The organism is Halohasta litchfieldiae (genome assembly GCF_002788215.1).
In the GTDB taxonomy this organism is placed as follows: domain Archaea; phylum Halobacteriota; class Halobacteria; order Halobacteriales; family Haloferacaceae; genus Halohasta; species Halohasta litchfieldiae.
Genome location: NZ_CP024845.1, coordinates 1,187,112 through 1,207,627, shown reverse-complemented (window position 1 = coordinate 1,207,627; position 20,516 = coordinate 1,187,112). Strand labels below are relative to the sequence as shown.

General features: G+C 53.4%; 20 protein-coding genes and 2 pseudogenes. 10 read left to right on the top strand and 12 right to left on the bottom strand.

Annotated elements, in window-relative coordinates; genetic code table 11:
• Positions 1-520 precede the first annotated feature (520 nt).
• A complete protein-coding gene (locus tag HALTADL_RS06145; RefSeq protein WP_089672980.1) occupies positions 521-844 on the top strand; it encodes a hypothetical protein in 324 nt (107 codons plus the stop codon).
• Positions 845-1,156: 312 nt separating this feature from the next.
• Here HALTADL_RS06145 and HALTADL_RS06140 read toward each other — a convergent pair whose 3' ends face one another.
• The gene (locus HALTADL_RS06140) at positions 1,157-2,449 is read right to left on the bottom strand and encodes a Cdc6/Cdc18 family protein (protein ID WP_245708429.1); all 1,293 of its coding nucleotides are present in this window, start codon (positions 2,447-2,449) and stop codon (positions 1,157-1,159) included.
• A gap of 902 nt (positions 2,450-3,351) precedes the next feature.
• Entirely contained in the window at positions 3,352-5,514 is a 2,163-nt protein-coding gene (locus HALTADL_RS06135; protein WP_089672981.1) for a type B DNA-directed DNA polymerase, read from the bottom strand.
• A gap of 377 nt (positions 5,515-5,891) precedes the next feature.
• Between HALTADL_RS06135 and HALTADL_RS06130 the strand changes: the two genes are divergently transcribed.
• Complete coding sequence (locus HALTADL_RS06130; protein WP_015911632.1) at positions 5,892-6,476, top strand: DUF7437 domain-containing protein; 585 nt, start codon at positions 5,892-5,894, stop codon at positions 6,474-6,476.
• The gene (locus HALTADL_RS06125) at positions 6,473-6,982 is read left to right on the top strand and encodes a hypothetical protein (RefSeq protein WP_015911631.1); all 510 of its coding nucleotides are present in this window, start codon (positions 6,473-6,475) and stop codon (positions 6,980-6,982) included. Before HALTADL_RS06130 ends, HALTADL_RS06125 begins: the two co-directional genes overlap by 4 nt.
• A 246-nt stretch (positions 6,983-7,228) precedes the next feature.
• Here HALTADL_RS06125 and HALTADL_RS06120 read toward each other — a convergent pair whose 3' ends face one another.
• Positions 7,229-7,939: an adenine nucleotide alpha hydrolase family protein gene (locus tag HALTADL_RS06120; RefSeq protein WP_089672982.1), complete on the bottom strand. Its 711-nt coding sequence runs from the start codon at positions 7,937-7,939 to the stop codon at positions 7,229-7,231.
• A 371-nt stretch (positions 7,940-8,310) separates the two neighbouring features.
• Here HALTADL_RS06120 and HALTADL_RS06115 point away from each other — a divergent pair, with 371 nt between their 5' ends.
• From HALTADL_RS06115 to HALTADL_RS06105, 3 genes are all read left to right on the top strand, one after another.
• Positions 8,311-8,901: a DUF7342 family protein gene (locus HALTADL_RS06115; RefSeq protein WP_100190874.1), complete on the top strand. Its 591-nt coding sequence runs from the start codon at positions 8,311-8,313 to the stop codon at positions 8,899-8,901.
• Between the two features lie 5 nt (positions 8,902-8,906).
• Positions 8,907-9,392, top strand: coding sequence for a hypothetical protein (locus tag HALTADL_RS06110; RefSeq protein WP_015911628.1), 486 nt, complete (start codon positions 8,907-8,909; stop codon positions 9,390-9,392).
• A 156-nt stretch (positions 9,393-9,548) separates the two neighbouring features.
• Positions 9,549-10,913: a restriction endonuclease gene (locus HALTADL_RS06105; protein ID WP_015911627.1), complete on the top strand. Its 1,365-nt coding sequence runs from the start codon at positions 9,549-9,551 to the stop codon at positions 10,911-10,913.
• 40 nt (positions 10,914-10,953) lie between these two features.
• Here HALTADL_RS06105 and HALTADL_RS06100 read toward each other — a convergent pair whose 3' ends face one another.
• From HALTADL_RS06100 to HALTADL_RS06075, 6 genes are all read right to left on the bottom strand, one after another.
• Positions 10,954-11,358: a helix-turn-helix domain-containing protein gene (locus HALTADL_RS06100; RefSeq protein WP_015911626.1), complete on the bottom strand. Its 405-nt coding sequence runs from the start codon at positions 11,356-11,358 to the stop codon at positions 10,954-10,956.
• Positions 11,359-11,526: 168 nt separating this feature from the next.
• The gene (locus tag HALTADL_RS06095; protein WP_015911625.1) at positions 11,527-12,018 is read right to left on the bottom strand and encodes a type II toxin-antitoxin system VapC family toxin; all 492 of its coding nucleotides are present in this window, start codon (positions 12,016-12,018) and stop codon (positions 11,527-11,529) included.
• Positions 12,015-12,296 (bottom strand): AbrB/MazE/SpoVT family DNA-binding domain-containing protein, encoded by a 282-nt coding sequence (locus HALTADL_RS06090; protein WP_015911624.1) that lies wholly within the window; start codon positions 12,294-12,296, stop codon positions 12,015-12,017. Before HALTADL_RS06090 ends, HALTADL_RS06095 begins: the two co-directional genes overlap by 4 nt.
• Before the next feature lie 55 nt (positions 12,297-12,351).
• Positions 12,352-12,630: a hypothetical protein gene (locus HALTADL_RS06085; protein WP_015911623.1), complete on the bottom strand. Its 279-nt coding sequence runs from the start codon at positions 12,628-12,630 to the stop codon at positions 12,352-12,354.
• A 2-nt stretch (positions 12,631-12,632) separates the two neighbouring features.
• The gene (locus tag HALTADL_RS06080) at positions 12,633-13,589 is read right to left on the bottom strand and encodes a hypothetical protein (protein WP_089672983.1); all 957 of its coding nucleotides are present in this window, start codon (positions 13,587-13,589) and stop codon (positions 12,633-12,635) included.
• A 695-nt stretch (positions 13,590-14,284) separates the two neighbouring features.
• Entirely contained in the window at positions 14,285-15,064 is a 780-nt protein-coding gene (locus tag HALTADL_RS06075; RefSeq protein ID WP_015911620.1) for an SDR family oxidoreductase, read from the bottom strand.
• 43 nt (positions 15,065-15,107) lie between these two features.
• On the opposite strand from HALTADL_RS06075, the pseudogene HALTADL_RS06070 reads away from it, so the two are divergent.
• From HALTADL_RS06070 to HALTADL_RS06050, 4 genes and pseudogenes are all read left to right on the top strand, one after another.
• Positions 15,108-15,464: pseudogene (locus tag HALTADL_RS06070) on the top strand (ISH6 family transposase); the annotation flags it as partial.
• A 36-nt stretch (positions 15,465-15,500) separates the two neighbouring features.
• Positions 15,501-15,680, top strand: a complete 180-nt coding sequence (locus HALTADL_RS06065) for a hypothetical protein (protein WP_049933875.1) — start codon at positions 15,501-15,503, stop codon at positions 15,678-15,680.
• Positions 15,681-15,809: 129 nt separating this feature from the next.
• A complete protein-coding gene (locus tag HALTADL_RS06060) occupies positions 15,810-17,114 on the top strand; it encodes an RNA-guided endonuclease InsQ/TnpB family protein (protein WP_015911619.1) in 1,305 nt (434 codons plus the stop codon).
• A 348-nt stretch (positions 17,115-17,462) separates the two neighbouring features.
• Positions 17,463-17,879 (top strand): annotated as a pseudogene (locus HALTADL_RS06050) (MsnO8 family LLM class oxidoreductase); the annotation flags it as partial.
• Between the two features lie 21 nt (positions 17,880-17,900).
• On the opposite strand, the gene HALTADL_RS06045 reads toward HALTADL_RS06050, so the two are convergent.
• The 3 genes from HALTADL_RS06045 to HALTADL_RS06035 all read right to left on the bottom strand — a co-directional run bounded on the left by HALTADL_RS06045 (position 17,901) and on the right by HALTADL_RS06035 (position 20,369).
• Complete coding sequence (locus HALTADL_RS06045; RefSeq protein WP_015911568.1) at positions 17,901-18,839, bottom strand: transposase; 939 nt, start codon at positions 18,837-18,839, stop codon at positions 17,901-17,903.
• 466 nt (positions 18,840-19,305) lie between these two features.
• Positions 19,306-20,127: an IS5-like element ISHla2 family transposase gene (locus HALTADL_RS06040; protein WP_012660244.1), complete on the bottom strand. Its 822-nt coding sequence runs from the start codon at positions 20,125-20,127 to the stop codon at positions 19,306-19,308.
• A 41-nt stretch (positions 20,128-20,168) separates the two neighbouring features.
• Positions 20,169-20,369 (bottom strand): hypothetical protein, encoded by a 201-nt coding sequence (locus HALTADL_RS06035; protein WP_089673414.1) that lies wholly within the window; start codon positions 20,367-20,369, stop codon positions 20,169-20,171.
• Between the last annotated feature and the right edge of the window lie 147 nt (positions 20,370-20,516).

Below are 20,516 nucleotides of genomic sequence, written 5' to 3'. Positions count from 1 at the left end.
CAGTCTATGTTGAGCACAACCTCGCTGAGAGACATCCAGACGAACCAGCCTATCGAATTACTGAGTTAGGTCATCGAGCGCTCGATGACGATACTGATCTCGAAAGCCTCGATCTCGATTGACAGCAGACGGTTCAAAAGTCGCTGATGTTCTCGTAGATAGTTAGACGGTCGCTGCAAGGGGGGAGCATAGCCTTAACCAACAGAATAGGGCAACAACAGCCTTGTTGGTTAACGTAGTCGACTACACCTAACCAACAACATCTCGTAGGCGAGATGTCCCACGTAAGTTACCATCCAGCTCTCCTCTCGACTGCCCATACAAATCCAAATGGTCGACTACGAGTCTGAGACCGCAGTCAATACACGAATACAGCGGCAAGAAGGGGTTCACGAAGTTAGTCAGGGTTTGCTAACTAGAACGGTCATTTCAGTAGATCTAGCTGATTGGGCGTGACGACACCATCTTAACCAACAAAGCTATGATTCTGGGGATATTGTTGGTTAATACGGCTGGAGCTATGTCCTACGAGCCACCGACGCCACCAGCGGAACTTCCGACAGATATCGTCAACACAATCAACGGATACTCACCAGACCAGCTCCGGGACGTTGCCCGCTACGCCGAGGCACTGGCTGAACACAAAGCCCGGGAAGCCGGCCTCGAAGAAGATACGAAGAGCGACGGGATCAAGGAGAGGCCGGACGACCTCCCCGACGATGTTCCGACAAAAGCCACGATTACCATCAAGGAAATCAACGACAACCGGTATTACTACTGGCAGTGGCGAGAGGGAGAGAAGGTCAAGTCAAAATATAAATCGCCAGTCAACCCCGATGAGTAGGTAGATACCCGCTATAGTATACTACCACTCTACTCATTGTCAAAATCTGTGACTGTCAAAGAGTATGTTTCGTGTGTTTTGGCTCGCAGGCTACTCCACCTATTCAAATAAACCGACCTAACAATACTCCACTATTTCCCGAGCTATCGACACCCCACATGCAAAGTGTAATCCTGCTGTTGATGGGCGATAGCAGCCTGCTACGGTCGATCCACCACACCAGTCTTCATGGGTCATCCACAGACAACCACCCCCCTCGTTCAAAGTGATATACGCTCGGTTTCGAGCGGCACAACAGTCGACACCCGGAATTCAGATTCCGATATCCGATGCCACTAACGCCGGGTCGTGGCCCACACCTTCGACCACTACGTCAGGGTCTTTCAGCAGACGGTGGGCGGTAAAGGTGCCTTTCTGGTGGCCGCCGCCAGTCCGTCGGCACTCGATGATATCCAAAAACGCCTGTTCGTCCAACAACTGTCGCACGCGGTCGATTTTCAGCGGATCAGTCCCTTCTTGCTCACAGACGATTTTGTAGGCATCGTACACTGCGGTCGTCCGATAGCCGTCCTCGCCGTCGTCGGCCTCGGCGTTTTTTGTCAGCAACGCCAGCGCCAGCAGGATATGCCGGGCGTGAGGTGTCTGTGTCGAAACGTGTTCGGCCACGCGGTCGGCTTCGGCCCGCTGTTTGGCCTCATCGAGGTGGGCTTCGCGAACGACCGTATCTTGCATTTCCTCGGCGATCTGGCCGGCGTTTTTCAAAATCCGAATCGCCTTTCGGGCGTCGCCGTGTTCGCGGGCCGCCAGCGCCGCTGCTTTCGGAATCACACCCGATTCGAGGGCATCATCGTAGAACGCATCTTCGCGGGCTCGCATGATGTCTTTGAGCTGGTTGGCGTCATACGGCGGAAAGAGTAACTCAGCATCGCCGAACGACGACCGTACTCGCTGGTTCATTTCCTCGGGATAATCGAGTTTGTTCGAAATAGCGATAATCCCGATGTTCGTGTCGGTCTTTTGGGCCTCACGGGCTCGCGAGAGTTGCATCAGAATGTTATCTTGATTGCCGTCGTTATCCGGCTGAATCCGGTCGATTTCATCCAGCATGACCACCGCGGCGTCGAAGTCCTCTAAGAGCTCCCAGATGTAGGTATAGTATTGAGACGCCCCAAGCCCGGTCAAAGGGATGTCTCGCGGCGATCCCGCGACTTTGTTGATCGCCCGTGCGGTGGCACAAACGGCCCGCGTTTCGGTGGAGTGTTGCGAACAGTCGACGTAGATATCGGCGACATCGAGACCTTCGCGTTCGGCGACGTTGGTTGCGGTCTCGGCGACGTGCCGAGCGACAAGCGATTTTCCAGTGCCGGTTTTGCCAGAGATCAACACCGGTGTCGGTGGCTCGCCCCGAACGATTGGCCGGAGGTTCGAGACCAAGGCTTCGATCTCGTTGTTGCGACCGACGATCCGGTCACCCTCGGGGACCGCCCCAACTTCGAGCAAATCGAGTCGTTTGATGAGTCGCGGTGAGTCGGACTCGGCGACAAACATCTCGTCGGTGTTGCGAGCTGCATCCGACCTGTTCGACCCCGTCGACTCGTCGGTCATACAGCTATACAATCAGCCACGGTACAAATATCTATCCCACCCCGTTCAAAGTGAGATTCGTGGGTGTAAGAGTTCAAGAGACCCGGTTTCGGTTAGTTTCGGGCCAATTGTGACGGCTGTTCGGTCAACCAGCTTTCGAGTGAACTGACGGCGACCCCACCCCTCATTCAAAGTGAGCTATTCGGGACACCCCCCTCATTCAAAGTGAGTTCTACAGGCGTACTGACAGACTCTGGTGAGACGGTTCGACCCCTCCCCTCGTTCAAAGTGAGTTTGCCGATAGGTCAGTCGGTATGATCGTTTGGCTAAGTGTCGACCAGCCCGTCGCTGGCGTCGTGTCGAGGTGATCCCCAACCCCCACCCCCCTCGTTCAAAGTGAGATCGACAACACAAATGCGGGAGTTCTGAGTCACTCGAAACAGGGGTCGAAACGGTCGAGCTGCCGGGAAACAGCTACAAGAGACGATGAAACAACAGATTCACCAGCCAGCAGTTCGGTTCCTCACCGCCGAAACCACATCGGCGGTTCGGTCTGCCGAAACTCTACTACGGTAGCAAATGATGTACAGTGTAATAAACGTGATAGTCTCTGGAGCTAATTAATCACGTGGTGTGGTTGGAGTGTGTTGGAGTTTTGGTAGAACTCACTTTGAATGAGGGGGGTGGGGCGTTGGTTACATCGGCACTGGTTTCCCGCTCACCTTTGGACACTGTATTAGCTAATTAGACCTTATTTCGTCAGTCACAGAGGACCGCCAATAGGAGTCTCGCCGTGACTGTCGTGCTGTGGCTGAGATAGATACTGTTGGCCGTCTCGACGAGCGGCAGATCAACCTTCCACGTTTCTACATAGGAGCGTTGAGCGTTAACCAACAAATCACTAACTCATGCGGTGGCATTGGTTAATACTCAGAATCCGCGAACACCGACAACTCCGGCACCTGTGTCTCCGCGAGTTCCCGACGGATCTTCGAGCGGTCCCACTCCAACGGCGACAGGACACTTTCGACGGCTCGCACGAGCTGTGTCTCGTAGTACGACGGATCGTACGATTCGATCTTCTCGTGAACAAGAGCAACGCGATCTCGCGAGGATTTCTCGTCGTCGACAACCACGTATTCGATATCCTGTCCTGGATGAACACTGAGGTCGTGATCACGAGCTCGTTTGAGTGCGGCAACGTTCTGGGTGTTCTGCGTGTATCCCTCCAACGGCTTCGAGACACGGTTCTGTTCGACAAGCTGGTCGACAGCCACGTCACCAGCATGGAGTTCCGCAATAGCTCGCTCAAGATACCCGAGAACTGCTTCCGGAGATCGTGTTTCGTCGAGGCGGTCGAGACACTTTCGCTGGACGTCTTCGACAAACGACGGCGTCGACCGTTGTCGAGCTTCTATTCCCCTGATTTTGAACTCGTCTTCAGCAGCGACCTTTCCGAAATACTTCGTCAACGCGCCAGCGGTACTCTCCCTCTGTGGGACGAATGCGACCCAGTCGTAGTGGGCCTCGTGTTCGAGTCTGATTTCGACTGACTCAGTGATCTCATTAGCAAGTACATCAAGATCCACTCGTTGGCTATCGTCGACGTCTGGATCGGGAGTCACCCAAATCGAGTCGACAATCCCGTGGACCACACGCCACCCACCATCCTCCAGTCCTTGTTTCGCCGTCAGTAAAATCTCGCAAGCAAACGCATTGATTGCCTCGTGGCATTCTATCCGACCGAACTTCGCGTTAGAGAACCCCTGGTAGCCGAAGCAGGCGACGAGAATCCACTTCAGGGCACCTGACCGACCTTCGAGTTCTGCGAGTCGCTCTTGGTCGACCTCGTCTTGCTGCTGTTCCTGACGGATTGTAGCCTTGATCTCATCACGAGCATCGATGATCGGCTGGAGGACGTCGACAAGGTATCCCTGTTCGTCACAGATCGAATAGTCGAGTCCAGGAACATCATCGCGATCACGATGGCACTCACACCGAATCACGTCAGGTGAGACGTTGTGCGTGCAGATGATGTTTGGATACAGACTCGAAAAATCGAGTTCGTGAACATCCTCATGCAAGCCGACCTCTGGTGCGAAAATGAACCCACCACGGTCGGCATCGTGGAGTGTTCCCATCGGTTTGTAGAACTCGTGTCTCCAGGAGTTCCATGGGACCAATACGCCGCGGTCATGGGCTTCACAGATCTGGATCGCTGTCAGGACGTTCCCGATCGAGGCCCACGCGAGTTCCTGAATGGGCTTTTTCGACCGAGAGACGAGATCCAAGACGCCGTCGAGGTTCGTTTCGCCGTAGAAGAACGTGTTTGATTCATCAATGATCGCTCGACCGGGAACGTTGTATCGGGCCGGTGAGTGACCGACGCGGCCGTAACTCGAATACGTCGACTGGCTGGCGAGCTGCTGGTAGTCGACATCTGGCCATCGACTCAGTGTGAAGTTGTCGACGCCCACATTTGTGGCCATCTCGTGCAGTGTGGGAACGATTTGGCTCGTCGAGCAGACCAGAATGTCCGGATCGCGCTCGTCGACCGCAGCCTGTACAGCTGTCAGAACGTCTTCTGTCGACCCTGTAATCGTCTCACCGTCGACGGACAGCTCTGTGTAGGCATCTCCTGTCATCTCCGTTACGGGGACGCTAAGCCGGAGTGTCGACAACTCACTCGCTGGCGTCGGATCGATATCGTTCTCCAGACAGTAGCGGAACTCCCGCGAAAAGTCGACGTTGAAGCAGGCAAGATCTCCAATTGGGTACTCCGACAGCTGCCGTGCTTGACGAGCAAGTGGGGTGACCCGGTTGACGTGAGTAACGTCGACGCCGAGAACCTCCTCGCCATCGCGACGGAATCCTGGCCGCCGAGAGACAATCTCGGTTGTGACGACATCAGGATGATTCTCGTAGATCCTCCGAAGCCTCGTGAGGTCGATATCGCCGTCGGGTGAGCGCGGGCCGACGTAGAAACGTGGCGTATAGTCGTCGTGCTCGGTTACGACTGTGCCGTCGGCTGTCGATTCCCATTCGAGAATACTTCCATCATCGAGGATATCTATCGTGAACGGCATCGTCTCTTTGATACTCCTGACATGCTATCTTTGACTCCAGATTTTCACATAACCAATGGCGTGTAGCTTCCAGGTTTCTTGGATTTATACTCCGAGCGCGCCGAGTGCCTCAGGCTTGACCCCGAGACGGTCTACTGTGTCTTGTGATCTGATCAAAGATTAACCAACAATATTTGCTCTTTCCACTCGTAATGCAATAGTCGACTCATCATCAGGGTCTCTCCGATTGGGTGTTGGTCAAGCTGCCAATGCCTGTCGCATTGCGTCCTGGAAAGACCAAATGCTGGCTGTCTCTGTTTTGTAGGTTAAGAAACTCCGGAAAAATGATCCAAACACTCTTTACGGATTCGCTGTAATCTGTAAGTGAGAACAAACCTATGCCACGCACCTCGAAACAGGCCACCGGGAACATCGTCCGTGATTTCCTTTCGGTTGCGGACCTTCTCGAAGAGCCACAGCTGGCTCAGTTGTACACGTATCTCGCTCATGAAGGCAAGGCCACTGTTCAAGATGTGATAGATGATCTTGGGCTCGCTCAGGGAACCGCCTACAGCTATGTAAACCGACTCGTCGATACTGGCGTTGTCGAGGTAACCCAAACTGAGCAACCTCGTCAGTATGCCGCCAATGAGATTGACTTGACCGTAACGGCCAGCAAAGATCGCCAGTACACGATTACGCCAGCATTGATTGATGCAGTCGGCCGTCGCGAGACAAACGACGATATCGATACGTACATCGACCGTCACGGGGTTGCTGGTCTCGCAACGGCGCTCACCTACGCCGTCGCACGCGAACGGGGCGAGATGACTCACCGATTGATGGCTCAGGACCTCGACATCTCACCGCTGGCCGCCGAAATCATTCTTCAGGCACTCGGTCCTGTCGTCGACGAATACTACGAGATCGAATCCTCAGGAGCCTCACTCGACGCGATTGATGTCGACCAATTCGACACGTGAGTTCACTGCATATTGGCGATACCGGCCTGTTCGTTGCGATGGGAAAGCCATCGAATAAACGATATAAAGTCGTTCGCCAGTTCGCCCGCCGCAACGATCTCACCTTTGTGCTTCCAGAGCGGGTGTACAATGAACTCACCATGGACAACTCTGACAGCCAGCAGTTGCCAGTCGACAAAGCGATTGAGGAGGGCTGGACGGCAGTCGCTCCCCCACTTGAGTTCTCACAACCAAGCGTTTCACGTGCGATGGATGGTGTCCAACGATACATCGCGAACGCTGATGACCGCCCAGCGGATGAGGTCGAACGGGCCGATGCCGCCCTTGCTGCATTAGCAGCTCAACACCTCAGTGCGGGCACAGCCACGAGTGTGTACATTTACACGACTGATATTGCTGCGGGTGAGGGTGCTGAAACTGTACTGGCGACTGAAGGATATGGCGACTCAATCACCTTTATTAACGGCTTCCAGTTCATCGAGGATTTGCTCCCAGACGACCGGTAGTGCTATCAAAGCTTGTCTGCAGTTCCATCCTCTGACGACTGTTGTCGATTACGGTTTGATTGGCCTTGTTGAAATCCTCAATTAGTGATATATTTTGACGGTCGTGCTGAATATAGAGGATGAAGTCAGCACGACGGCTTCGATTACTTCGCCTCAAGTCGAATGGATTACCCAGTCGGTGAATGTGTGGGTTCAATACGACTTCATCTGCTGACCATCGGGAACAGCCTCCCGACGAGGCGAAGATTACCGAAGAGTCAAAACAGCAACATCCTGTTCGTGAACGATATAATCACCAACTGGGCCAAATACTTCATCTCCGACATCCTGTTCGGTTGCACCCATTACGAACAGGTCGTAGTTGCGAGCTGCTTGTCTCAGTTCGAACGATACGTCCGACCCTTTCCGTACCTCTTGATTGATTCGAATCGACGGGATCCCTTGGTCGGTGAGGATCGAACTCATCGATTTTAAGACGCTTTCACCCTCAGCTTCTCCCTCCGGGTCATCTGGATCCGCTACGTGTATGAGGTCCACTGAGAGAAGCTCGTCACGGTCAACTATATTGAGGAGCGTATTCACCTTCGCCTCCGCATTCTTCGTGTGACGGGAAGCGATCAACACTCTTCCAAGTGTATTTGCTCCTCCAGACGTGAGAATCGCATCAACGCCATCTTTCTTGGCGACCTTTTCGCGTGTTTCAACCGGATCGTCGTCGAACGTGAGGTCGAACTCGGTCCGTACTCCTCGTTCCTCAAACTGTTCAGCGTGTCTCGCTAGTTCCGCTCTGAATTCTTCGTCATGTTCGGCCCGCGCTTCCTCAACGGACTCGTCTTCGTCAACCTGGTAGAAGCCGATGAGTTCCGCGTCCGGGTACGCGAGACCATTCAAGAACCCACTGGTCGGGAACTTCGGATCAGGGAATTCGACGAACACGAGAACACTCGGGTGTTCCATAGTGGTCGTCTCTGACGCGTCAAACTAATACTTACGCAAAGACAGTACGATATGAGTGTAACCGATTCGTTCTGAGCCGATCTGTCTGACTACATCGTCGTTTTAACGGGAGGTGCGTGATACTCGGTTCTGTTGAATCTGTTCTTCAGACGTAATATCGAATGAAACGGCCGGTCGATGAATGCTGTGTCTTGACCGATCCGACCAGCTGGTTTTCGAAGAACTTCTGTGCGAGATACGCGCCTTGTATGCAGCACACTGTTTGTATCAACTACCAAGGGTTTCAACAGAGCCTGATGAACTCAATCTGCTCTGAAGTAATATAGTACTACACCAAAATAGCTATGATACTTCACATTGTATGTGTACCCATGCCTGATACACCCCCTCCAGAACCGTTTGATGATGTCAATGAGGAAGTCGTTGAAGAATGGAAGCAGGAGATGAGTCCGTATACTCGCGTCAGAGAAATCATTAGCCACGCATACTCCCCAGAACCCGTCGCTGCTATCGCTGAGCGAGCACACGTTTCAGAAAAGACTGCCAGAAAGCATCTCAATACGCTCTCAGACGACGGATTTGTCTCAACACAACCCGGTGACCATGGGGCGACGCTGTACTCTCGATCTTCAGAATCGCTTGTCGTTGAGCAGGCGACCGATATCCTTGAGGAGCTGTCCGTAGCAGAACTGCGTGAGCGTGTTTCGGAACTCCGGTCGACCATCCGAGATTTCCAAGAGAAGTACGACGCTGAGTCACCCGAAGAGTTGTCGGTCAAAGCTGCCGATGAGACTCTCACAACACAGAGCGTTGATCACGACCAAGTCGACGCTGATCTCCTGGAATGGAAAACAACCCGTCGTAATCTCGCGTTCGCAAACGCTGCGCTTTCGATTTCGAGCGCCCAGCGATTCATCAACGACGAGAACGTGCCGAACTCCAAAACGAGCGCATCTCCATAGATTCGATGTCTGATCGCGAGTATCTCTCAGAAGAATCTCACACCTTGCGTGGTGCGATTGATCGAAAAGCACTCCTCACAATTCGGGATGTTTGTGATCAAGAAGAACCGCTAGCTACAGCAACGGTGGATGATTACTTGTCACCGAATCATCTCACAATCGAATTGGCTGATGGACTGTGTGATGCAGAATCTGCCCGGATTGATGTTCAGTGGACAACCCAAGGTGACTATAAATTTCACTATACAGACTCCCTGAACCAGAATTTTCGGTGGGGAAGACACCCAACTGGTGACGACTTCCCACACGTAAGCGATCTTGGTCACTTCCATCCACCGCCAGATGCATCGTCAGATCCCGCTGATGTCGAGGATTCGTGTATCAAACAGGTCGACGTCCGGCTCGTGACACGGGCTGTGTTGAAACTGTGGCGAGTGGCATATCACAGGGAGTCATTCAAACACCTCAACACCGGTGAAAATCCGCCATAATCTTCGGCCAAATCTGAATTTCGACGTACGGGTCGTCGACACTGTCAAACCGCCGTACAGCGGAGATAACTAACCGACTTCTCACCGTCTAAATCTGCGACTGTCGGTTTCAAATACTGTATATACTGCTAACAGAATAGTGTTGGTAGTATCAGTATGGCTGTCCTGGACGATCTCTCCGGCTTCGAATTCGAGGATGTGATCGAGGACGTCTTCCGGAATCTCGGATACGAAAACGTGCGGCAAGCGACGAAAACGGCTGATGAGGGACGGGATATCTTGATGGAGGAAGTCGTCGACGGAATCCGCCGGGCTGTCGTCGTCGAGTGCAAGCACACCGATTCAGTTGGTCGACCGGTCGTCCAGAAACTCCATTCCGCGATTGCGACGTTCGAGTTCGACGGTCCGAAACGCGGTATGGTCGTGACGACTGGTCGGTTCACCGGGCCAGCACAGGAGTACGCCGACAGGCTGAAACAGAATGACGATCCGTATCAGATCGAACTCACCGATGGCCAGGACCTCCGGCGGATCGCCGACGAGATCGGCCTCGATCTCTATAATGGTCGCATCGAGATTCTCTGTGACGAGACGCTCCGGCCATACGATCCGGCAGCGTCCATCGAAGTACCAATCAAAGAGGCCTTCCGTGATATCGAAAACATCGACAGCACAGAAATTCCGGAGCCGCACACACAGGTCACGTTCAATCCAATTGTCTCGGTCACTGCTGACACGAATGCGGTATTCGAGACTTCTGTAGGGGTTATCCACCGAATTAATGAGCGAACCAACTTTGTTGTCCACGCCGGTCGCGGTCATCCGTCGGTAGCCGATGATGCCGTTGCAACCTTGGTCGCGGAGAATCGTCACACGACGGTCGACCTCGATATTGAGCGGTTTCAGGAGGTCTTCGACGAGGTCAGTGATCACCGGTTCGGCCAGACCGAAACCGAATACAAAGAGTGGGCAGTCGACCGGCTCCAGGAGTTCCACACGACGACGGTGACTTACACCGGTGGCAACAACGTGACCTACAACAAGACCTGTGAGCCGAACCTTTCGGATATCTCAGTGCAGTCTATTGACCCAGTGTTCCTCCCGGAGGTTCGACAGACGACGCATCTGAAGGATTACAGCCATCCCTACGAGTACTACGCCGCAGGCCCCTCTCGGGTTACGATTGAGGACGGTATCCATCGCTGCGTCCACTGTGAGACACACGGCGTCGACGAAACCTACACCTATTGCGCGAACTGTGGCGCTGTTGCGTGTGGGAGTCACATCGAAACTGAACGGCTGACCGGTGAGCCTGTCTGTACGGGTTGTGCGGTCACCGACCGGTTCGCGCTCAAGACGAAGTACTTCTACGACGAGGAGAATCTCGAATCCTTCCGTACTGAATACGCTGAAATGCCGTTTTACAAGCAGGCTATGGAGAACACGCTGCTGGCCGGAGGAAGTGTGATCATGACGCTCTTGATTGTCGTTGGTCTGCTCATCATCGGCGGCATCATTTAAACGGTAGGGTCACTCGACCCTCTGACCAGATCCATTACGGTCAGTTTTCAGGTCGCGGGGCAGTCTCGTATCGGATGATGTCATCTGTCTTCTCTATCCGATCGTAGATTTCTCGGAGCGTATCCTGTGCGCGGAGTAGCTTGTGTTCTTTGAGGAATTGTCGACCACTATCGCTGATCCCGTAGAATGTGTACGGAAGATCGTTTTGGCGTCGGTCTTTCGGCAAGGTAACCTGTTCAACGATATCCGCATCAACCAGCTGCTCAAGATGTTGCCGGATCGTCGTCTGACTCTTGCTTGGATTGACGTAATCGAGTTCTTTCAACGTCGGCAATTCCGAGGGATGTCCAAGAATATCTTGGAGAAGCGCGAATCGTGTCTCCTGGGTAACGACATTAAGCCGATTCCGGACGGATTCGATCTCATGTGCCGGGTGATCGGACATACTCGTTATTTCATTATTTGAATGGTGCGTGCAAATGCGTTTCGCCCAAATACGAATTGGATCCAGCCATCTGAGTTGTCTCGTCTAGATGACGAGCTACTGGGTTGTGTAGATATCAACGGCGTCAAGACTGGGTCTCTTGAACTCAAGTGCGTCCGAAACAGCTGCTCAGTCGTGGGCCGATGATTCCGGATATATGGTCAATGACGGGAAATATGTCTCATAGAAAGCTGTATCAAAGCTAACCAACGCATCACAATCGACAGTTGCGTGCCCACCAATAATGAAGTCTGCAGCAATATGCTGACGTGGTGCAAGATCTTCACTACACTCTTCACACTGAACAGTCTGCTTTGCCCCGCAAGATGGACACTGAAGCCCATCTGGTCGGCGGGTAGAATATCGCTGAAATCCTTCGCCAGCTTGGAAAAGTGCTTCTTGCGATGGCTCAGTAACCTGAATACTGAAATCTTCGAGGAATTGGTCTAATTCGGATGTCGAATCGAAGTGACCATCTGCTGAAAGTTCAGCGTACACAATTGACGTGATGACGACTCGACCATCTCGGTAGGCACGTCGAAGCTCCGTTTCACTCTTGTCTGTATAATCATCATCGTATAACAGCGCGAGAAGGGCGTTCGTATCGACCGACGTGATCACGCCTCTGCCTCCGACTCATCGTCGCAATCGTCTCCTACGTCTCGGGGGTACTCCCTACGAAGTCGACGCATGCGTTCGGGCATGGTCTCGTCGCTTTCGGCACTGCCGCGGTATTTAGCAAAAGGATCGTTTCCGTCTGCGGTAGTCGGTTCTTTCTTTTGAATCTTGTATCCAGAACTAACCTCTTCGAAGGCGATCTCGTCACCGGGCTCAATTCCGAGCGTCTCTCGAATTTCCTTCGGGATAGTGACTTGACCTTTTGTGGTGATGCGTGGCATGTCTCTACTTGGAGATATGAAGTAATACGTAATGAGTATTACGGCTATATTCGTACTATTTGTTTTCCTCTGCTTCAATCTCTTCTTCGAGTTCCTCAAGCCGTTCTTCGTGTTCATCGAGTCGACGCTCCTGTTCGAGATCGATACTGAGCAGTGCGGGCAACAGTGGATTCTGATGGTTCAACAGCCCGCTGGCATCGGCGTGTTCCCGTACGTAGGCGAACAACTGATCGAAGCGGGGTTGATCGCGTCGACGGAGGGCTCGACGAAAGTCCTGCCAGCGGTCTTCGATAGCTCGGAGTGCGTCCCGATAGGTTGGATTCGTTCGTCCCATCGCTATCGCCCTCCAGGACCACCAGCAGTCCATGCATCGAGCAGAGGATTCGCCGCCATCGAGGTCGTCTCGCCGGTCGTGGTGAGGCCAGTACCCACACTGTCGGGAGTCGACGGCGAGGTGGTCGTTGGTTCGATACCGACCTGCGCAGCGCGTGCTTCGAGCAACTGTCGCCAGTAGGCAAACGTCGTCTGATAGTATGCGCCGTCGTCGACGGGATAGATGAGGGTCTCGAAGTCGTCACCGACAATCCGCGGGCCCATTCGGGTTTGCTCACACTCCAGATGGTGGTCGGCGGCCGTTTTGACCGGCTCCGCGAACGTGTCGCGCTTACTACGGGTGGCAAGAACGGGGACATCGTAGCCGTCAGCGTAGGTCGCCAAGCGGGCGAGTGTTCGCGCTTGGAGGGTTTTTGCGTGTCCCTCGTTGAGGGTGTCATCAGTGCGGTACTGGGCGTCGACAGCGGGGGCGACGATGAGCGATGGGGTGTGCAGGGAGGAGTCGTTGTCAGAATCCGTAGGCTGTCGACCTCGCGGTCCGGTATTGTCGGTCGATTCTTGGATGGATTGATTCACTGCCGTCGGGAGGTCACAGACCGCGCCGTAGTGCTGGTAAGCAGTGAAGCCGCGTGCGACATGGATGCGATTGAGAAGCCGATGACTGGGCGCGATCTGGGCGAGTGTGGTCGTCGTCGCGTGGCCATTTGCGTCGACCCAGAAAGCGGGTCCGTTGTGGAGTAGTAGGTGATCGAGGACAAGCGATTGGAGCACTGGAACCCCCCGACTGCCGTCGACATCCAGGAGCGTGATACCGTTATTGAGCGACGGGAGTAGGAGGTCATCACTTGATGGGTTAGCTTTGTTGACGAGGTCTTGGTTTCGTTCTGATCCCCGAGTTGGTCGACTCACTGCGAGCGGTCTGGACGACGATGGTGACGTCGACCCTGATTTCTCAAACATACTTCGTTAGTCGACGAAGAACAACATAATCCGAAGTGTGTGATTTCCATGTTTCAGGAGTGGTATTGGGTAGTGGCGAACTCGGTTTCTTCGGTGGGTTTTCTTTTGTTAATAGAGCGTTTCCAGAATCTATTCCAGAGTCTTCACAAGCTTAACCAACAGAAGGACTTCTCTGCCTCTTTTGTTGGTTAGGTCTACTCATTGCTATACTGCGAGTGCGAATGCAGCATGAACCAAATGTGCTCTACGCTGATTAGAGTCCATCAGCGTCTTTGAACAACCGTAACAACAGCCCCAGAGTCAAAACCATCACGACAGTTAACGAAACTCCGATAATGAGTGTGCCCGTGCCGACCATACATTATGTTATTTGAGCTAACTTAATAAAATACTGGCTGAAAAAACCACTCGCAGACAACACAGTACGTAGGCATTTGATCGAATGTTTCAGTGGACTCAGAATAAAACAGGCCACCATGCTGCACTCATACTCTGAGTAGAGCATTGCTTCCTTCGTATGTCGACGGTATCGATTACTATGCTGGAACACCATCCCTCCGAGCCACGAGTATCACCTTGCAACCACTCCCTATTGGCTCACCGGAGGCATCCAACCCCCTAGTAGAGACCACTGGGTTCTTTCATATCTGGGCTGCTGTGGACTCGATCGTCAGCAAACGGCAAGCAGACAGCGATTACCGTTGATTTGTGGGTCGGATCACGAGTTCGTTCACGCTCACACGTGGTGGTTGAGTGAGTGCATACGCAATGCCATTGGCAATGTCGTCTGGGTGGAGCGGGATCAAATCGTCAGTCAGATCGGCCATTCGTTCTTTCGTTTGTTCATCGGGGATGTGGTCGCCAAGTTCCGTCTCGACGGCCCCAGGGGAGACGACAGTCACTCGAACGTCACTGTCGGCGATCTCTTTCCGCAGTGACTCTGAAAAGGCGTTGACACCGAACTTCGTCGCGGAATAGCCACCGCTGGTCTCGTTTGCTGTCTGGCCCGCAACCGAGGAGATATTGACAATATGTCCGCTGTTCTGATCGAGTAGTCCAGGAAGTGCTTCTCGTGTTGCAGCCATCAACCCTTTGAGGTTCACATCGAGCATCTGCTGGAGGTCGTCGTGTTCGGCACGAATAACCGGTGCGAGCAGCATAACGCCCGCATTGTTGATCAATATATCCAGGCCGCCGAGTTCCGCACGAGTGGTCGCGATCATCTCATGGACTGCGTCAGTGTCGGTCACGTCTGTCGGCACTGCCAGAGCGGTCCCGCCGTCGGTTTCGATCTCGTCGACTAGATCTTCCAGACGCTCTTCACGCCGGGCGGCAACGGCGACGGCCGCGCCGTCGGCTGCAAGTGTCGTGGCTACGGCACGCCCAATACCGGATGACGCGCCGGTCACAAGAGCTACCTCGCCGTCGAGTTGGTGTGTATCGCTCACGGATGGTAGGTCTGCCGGACACAACATAAGTGCTGGTTTGCTGATAGAGACATGATCACCGAATCGTGGCGAACGGATAGAGAAGACAATTTGGCAATTGAGCCAGTTCGGCTCAGAGAAAGCAGCAGCGTACTTGCGGCAGGGATTACCATCGATGCAGAGGTTTGCAGAGAAAGCACTCGACGGGATTGAGGTGCGGTGGACCTCAAATCCCGTCGAACGGGCAATGGGAGAAGTCGCTAAACGGTGCAAGCGAGACTGGATGCAGTGGAGCCGGGCCGGGTTGAATGCAGTGCTTCAGCTCCGACTGGTGAAATACCAAGACCCAGATCGCTACAACCAGTTTTTCAATGAGGTTCTGTGTGAATCAATCCACGAGAAGATTCACTGCACCGCCTCGGTTGAGGCTACTGGAGGTGAAGTCTAAACGGTTCTGAGACGCGACCAAACAATTACCTTCGGAATGATTACCCAAATCGTTCGGCCATTTATTGCTTGGTCGATGTTTATTTTAGAAAACAACGTCCGTTCCGCAGTCAGTCTCGGCATCATCGGTGCTGGCGGTTTGGGTGTGACGTTGTCTATCTTTTTCAAGGAGAGAATCCCGGCGTTCACGCCGTTATCAGAAATCTTTGATTTCTGATTGCCCGCCAGACGCAGTCTGGCGACCGGGCGTGAATCCGACAACCCCAGCACAACCCACTGTGGATAGCAGGCTGGATATTCAATGTTAACCCACATCATTAAGTAGGTTTATTTACATAGTCTATGTATGGCGATTCAGGTCACTCGAACCTACGTTGCTACCATACGGAATCAGCAACAGGTCAAGGGTGATCTGGACTCGCTTGGGTTTGCCGCCTCGAAACTCTGGAACATCGCACGCTGGACGTGCAACCGTATCTGGAGCGAGACAGGGACAATCCCCGAGGATGGCCCACTCAAGGCATATCTAAAGAACCACGAACGCTACGCCGACCTCAATTCACAGTCGAGTCAGCGAGTCATTGAAGAACTCGCTGAAGCGTTCCACGGGTGGTATGCCAAACGCCGAAACGGGGACGACCGCGCAAACCCACCGAAGTATCGCAAGAACGGCGACAATCATCCACGGTCGACGGTTACGTTCAAAGAAGACGGCTTCAAACACGACAGCAAGAACAACCGGATACGCCTCTCGAAAGGCCGCAACCTCAAAGAACACTGGTCAGATTTCATTCTCTGCGAGATCGAAACCCGGCCAGATGTTGCTGTCGAGAATGTTCGTCAGATAAAAGCAGTCTGGAATGGAGACGAATGGGAACTTCATATCGTCTGTAAACATGAGATCGAGGCTGAGTCTCCCGGCGACGAAACTGCCGGGATCGACCTCGGTATCTCGAACTTCGCCGCCGTCTCGTATTCCACAGGCGACCATGAGTTGTATCCGGGGAACGTTCTCAAGACTGACGAACGGTACTTCGCCAAGGAGATAGCGAAGTGCAACTCCTCCCGGTCAAACAAGGCACTCCGACTCCGGCAGAAGCGTTCCGAGCGTCGGTCGCACTACTTACACGCTGTCACGAAACACATCGTTACAGAGTGTGTTGAACGAGGTATCGGAACAATTGCTGTCGGCAACCTCGGAGGCATACGTAAAGACGACGAGACTGGTGAGCCTCGGAACTGGGGCGACCGTGGAAACAAAGGCTTGCACGGATGGGCGTTCGACCGCTTCACGACTTTACTCACCTACAAGGCGAAAGCCGAAGGGATCGCAGTGGTCGTAGTGAGCGAACGAGACACGTCGAAGACGTGTTCGTGTTGTGGACAGAAACGAGACGCAAACCGTGTAGAGCGCGGCTTGTACGTCTGTCGTGGGTGTGAAGCCGTGATGAACGCCGACTCGAATGGTGCAGAGAACATTCGGCGTCGGTTAGACCAAGCACAAAAGGTAACTCCGAGTCCCCGATCATCCGGGGATAGGTGTAGCGGGCGTGTGGCACGTCCAGTAGTCAACCTGTTCCGTCGTGGAGAACACGACCCCAGCTGTGGACAGGGGACGTTCGCTCAACAGGCGAGCATCTGCAAACGATAAATATCCCAACTGCGGCAGGGAAGCCTCGCCGTTTACGGCGAGGAGGATGTCACCGAGCAGCAAACCTTCCAGTTTACCAATATGATGTCGACGATCCTGTTCATTGTGTTGCTAGTCTTGTCAGTCGAGATTATCAGCCAGCGAACACGGTCGTATCTTCGTGAAGGAGACAATGAGGAACAACTGAGCCTCTATCAGCGAATTGTCGGCTTCCCAAAACGGATGTCCAACTCACTCCTCAAATAACGGTGAATAAGTGCTACTGAGGGAATACTTGAACGGATATCAAAGTGCCTAATCAGATCCGGTCACACAAACTGTAATGGCTTCCATCTATTGAAATGAGATATGGAACTTTCTATTGTAGATCTCTCTCCAGTTCCCGACGGTGGGACTGCGACTGAGGCCTACTCGAACACGGCCACAGCTGCTCAGCAGGCCGAAAGGCTTGGATACTCCCGATTCTGGGTTGCTGAACACCACGGGATGGCACACTCTCTTGCAGGGACGACTCCTGAGGTACTCCTCGGTCACCTCGCTGCTGAAACGGACTCGATTCGACTGGGATCTGGGGCCGTCCTACTCAACCACTACAGTCCATTCAAAGTCGCAGAGCTCTTCGGAACGTTAGATGGACTCGCACCGGGTCGTATCGACGCTGGACTGGGTCGGGCGAACGGATCACCAGCCGTCGACCGTGCTCTGGGAACGGACCGCCGCGTCGAGAATCCAGACAAGGACCACGCCGAAAAGATTACCGCGGTCGAGGGTGTCATAGAATAGTTCTCATAGCGTGATGACGGTGCTTCCTGGATTGTCTCCGCGTTCGTCGTTGGTGATCGCAATAACGAGACGAAGGCACAGCGCGAGGAACACTTGTGCTCGTGCGTGGACGCGGCCTCGGGCGCGAACGTGCCCGAGGCCGCAGTCCTTGACGGCGTCGTTGGTTCGTTCGACTCCACTCCGGCGGTTGTACGTCTCGTCTAGCGTCGATTGCTTCAGCTGAACGTCCTCGCTGTGTTCGTCGATGCGGGCTTCGACCCTGTACTCGATGTCTTTCGGATCGTCGGTGTTTCGTGCGTTGTACGGAGCGACTGGCACGACCCCTGCGGCCAGCAGGTGGTCGTGCCAGCCGAGCGTGTCGTAGGCGCTGTCTCCAAGCATCCAGATCGGTTTCTCGACGGCGAGCGCGTCACACGTGACGCGCATCGCCGTCTCCTCTGGCGCTTGCTTGCTCTCGGTGAACTCCGCGGCAATCGGGATCTTTTGCCCGGTCGAGACGATCGTACAGCCGTAGCCGTGGTAGTACTCTTCGGCGGTTGGATCGTAGCCTTTCGACGCGTCTTGGTCGGCGGGCATCGTCCTCACGTCGGTGGAATCGATGGAGTAGGTCAAGTCGAGCAGGCCGCGGCAGGCGGCCTGCTCGACGAGGCGGTCGAAGACCTCGTCGACGACGTGTTCGAGGTCGGTGAGGAAGCGATCGACCGCGTCTCTCGACGGCGGTCGATCGAAGCCACAGCTGAGCCAGACGACCGTGTTCTGGAGTTCTCGCGTGACTGGACGGATGCCGTAGACGTTCTTGTAGTAGCAGTGCAGGAACGCTCGGAAGAGTGCTGGTGGGTGATGATCTCGTGTTCGCCCCCGGCGAGCGGGGGCGAACACATCGAATTCTTCGAGAAAGTCGAACTCAAGATGCTCGAACAACGCGAGCGTCTCGGTCGCCATTACATTGAAGAACTCGTCGATAGAAGTCTCCTCTTGCAGGATGCTGGCGCTCGTAGACACAGTTCCAACATCCTGCGTCTTCGTGTGTGACGCTTTCTATGACACCCTCTAGTATACCAATCCAAAATAGCCAGTTTAAGGTACATAGGCTTTGTTGAAATCCTATTGAACTAACACTTTTAGCAGTGACACAGCTGCTACGTAGATGTGGGAATTGGCTGTTTCTTGAGCGATTACTCACTTACAACCCGTTTTTTATAGACTAGATATGCTAATGGAAGCATTAGAACATAGATGACGGTAGTCATGGCTAAAAATAGCTCACTAGAATCTACTGCTAAACTGTAGAATAGACCGAGTCCAACGAGACCATATGCTACAGCAAGTGTCCAAATTACTTTTGACATACATAATGGGTTAATGCCTGATGAGATAACGATTGTGGGACCTTTGCTCTGTACTGATCTTAGAGGGCTCGGTCGATATTGTGGACAAGACATCTAAGAACGAGTTCACGGAACTGTTTCCACCATTGTCGGGAGCGAACGAAGGCACCGTACTTTCGTTTGAGCGTTGAGTTGACCGTCTCTGATTGACTTCTCTGTCCGTAGAGATCAGCGTCTAAGCGTGCGTTCCATGCCTTGTGGAGAGATGTGAACTCACGATGCTTAATCAGTGGCCGAACCTCGTGGTGACGGGCAAGTCGTCTGATCTTCTGGTCGTCGTAGCCTTTGTCACCGAGCAGAATGTCGATGGTCTCGGGGTTGCGTTTGATCAACGATGGAGCGATCTGACTATCGTGTTTTCGTGTCGTCGTCACGTGCAGATCGAGAATTGCGTTCACTTTCGTATCTACCAACAGCGTCACTTTGAGCTGCTGAATCGTGAGTTCAGCCCGTTTCGTGTAATGTTTTGAGGCGTGACTGCGGTCGAACCCTGACGCATCAACTCCAACGATTCCACTCGTCGGAAGTAGCGTCGCTGAGAGAGTCAATACAACACGCCATACAGCCATATCAAGCCGATTGAACGCCTTACAGAGCGTTGATGGCGTAGGTAGTTCAGTTAATCCAAGAGCTTGACGAATGCGTGGCATCTCGATCAGTTCGTCAAGCAGACCACGATAGGTCGTGTTCTTCCGAACTTTGAGACACAGTAGAACAACGTGCTGCGGGAGTGTATAGCGGTGTTTAGAAAACTTCGAGGAGTATCGAGAGACTGCTCGGCGTGCTAGGTGGATCGCCTTCTCAGTAAAACGGAGAATCTGCGACTTCGGGAGGGTCTTCATCTCATGGAATTACACGACAAACATGTAAATCTTCAAGGATTTCAACAGAGCCGATAGAACTGATATAGCACATCCTGAAGTACGTACACCGCCAAGAACCCTCCGAGGCTGAGGACGCCGACGAAACCAGTCCAGAGATACCGTATCTGAGATCGTATATTTCGCCGGTTCATGTCTGCAAACACCAGTCCAGTCGCTATCACCCCGATAAACAGGCCACTCAGGAGAATGACCGAAACCATACTGAATTACTCTGCTGGTTATGTCATAAGCCTTCGGTGAAACGATCTCCAAACGAGGTGGCGAACAAATCTCTGTCACTGCTACCTCCATCAACTCACAACCTCGGAGGATCGTTTTTGATGCGTACCTTATTTTCACTGTGATTA

Coding starts and splice junctions, on each gene's coding strand:
- HALTADL_RS06145 (WP_089672980.1), top strand. CDS start 521: ATGTCCTACGAGCCACCGACGCCACCAGCGGAACTTCCGACAGATATC.
- HALTADL_RS06140 (WP_245708429.1), bottom strand. CDS start 2,449: ATGACCGACGAGTCGACGGGGTCGAACAGGTCGGATGCAGCTCGCAAC.
- HALTADL_RS06135 (WP_089672981.1), bottom strand. CDS start 5,514: ATGCCGTTCACGATAGATATCCTCGATGATGGAAGTATTCTCGAATGG.
- HALTADL_RS06130 (WP_015911632.1), top strand. CDS start 5,892: ATGCCACGCACCTCGAAACAGGCCACCGGGAACATCGTCCGTGATTTC.
- HALTADL_RS06120 (WP_089672982.1), bottom strand. CDS start 7,939: ATGGAACACCCGAGTGTTCTCGTGTTCGTCGAATTCCCTGATCCGAAG.
- HALTADL_RS06115 (WP_100190874.1), top strand. CDS start 8,311: ATGCCTGATACACCCCCTCCAGAACCGTTTGATGATGTCAATGAGGAA.
- HALTADL_RS06110 (WP_015911628.1), top strand. CDS start 8,907: ATGTCTGATCGCGAGTATCTCTCAGAAGAATCTCACACCTTGCGTGGT.
- HALTADL_RS06105 (WP_015911627.1), top strand. CDS start 9,549: ATGGCTGTCCTGGACGATCTCTCCGGCTTCGAATTCGAGGATGTGATC.
- HALTADL_RS06100 (WP_015911626.1), bottom strand. CDS start 11,358: ATGTCCGATCACCCGGCACATGAGATCGAATCCGTCCGGAATCGGCTT.
- HALTADL_RS06090 (WP_015911624.1), bottom strand. CDS start 12,296: ATGCCACGCATCACCACAAAAGGTCAAGTCACTATCCCGAAGGAAATT.
- HALTADL_RS06085 (WP_015911623.1), bottom strand. CDS start 12,630: ATGGGACGAACGAATCCAACCTATCGGGACGCACTCCGAGCTATCGAA.
- HALTADL_RS06080 (WP_089672983.1), bottom strand. CDS start 13,589: ATGTTTGAGAAATCAGGGTCGACGTCACCATCGTCGTCCAGACCGCTC.
- HALTADL_RS06075 (WP_015911620.1), bottom strand. CDS start 15,064: ATGTTGTGTCCGGCAGACCTACCATCCGTGAGCGATACACACCAACTC.
- HALTADL_RS06065 (WP_049933875.1), top strand. CDS start 15,501: ATGATTACCCAAATCGTTCGGCCATTTATTGCTTGGTCGATGTTTATT.
- HALTADL_RS06060 (WP_015911619.1), top strand. CDS start 15,810: ATGGCGATTCAGGTCACTCGAACCTACGTTGCTACCATACGGAATCAG.
- HALTADL_RS06045 (WP_015911568.1), bottom strand. CDS start 18,839: ATGGCGACCGAGACGCTCGCGTTGTTCGAGCATCTTGAGTTCGACTTT.
- HALTADL_RS06040 (WP_012660244.1), bottom strand. CDS start 20,127: ATGAAGACCCTCCCGAAGTCGCAGATTCTCCGTTTTACTGAGAAGGCG.
- HALTADL_RS06035 (WP_089673414.1), bottom strand. CDS start 20,369: ATGGTTTCGGTCATTCTCCTGAGTGGCCTGTTTATCGGGGTGATAGCG.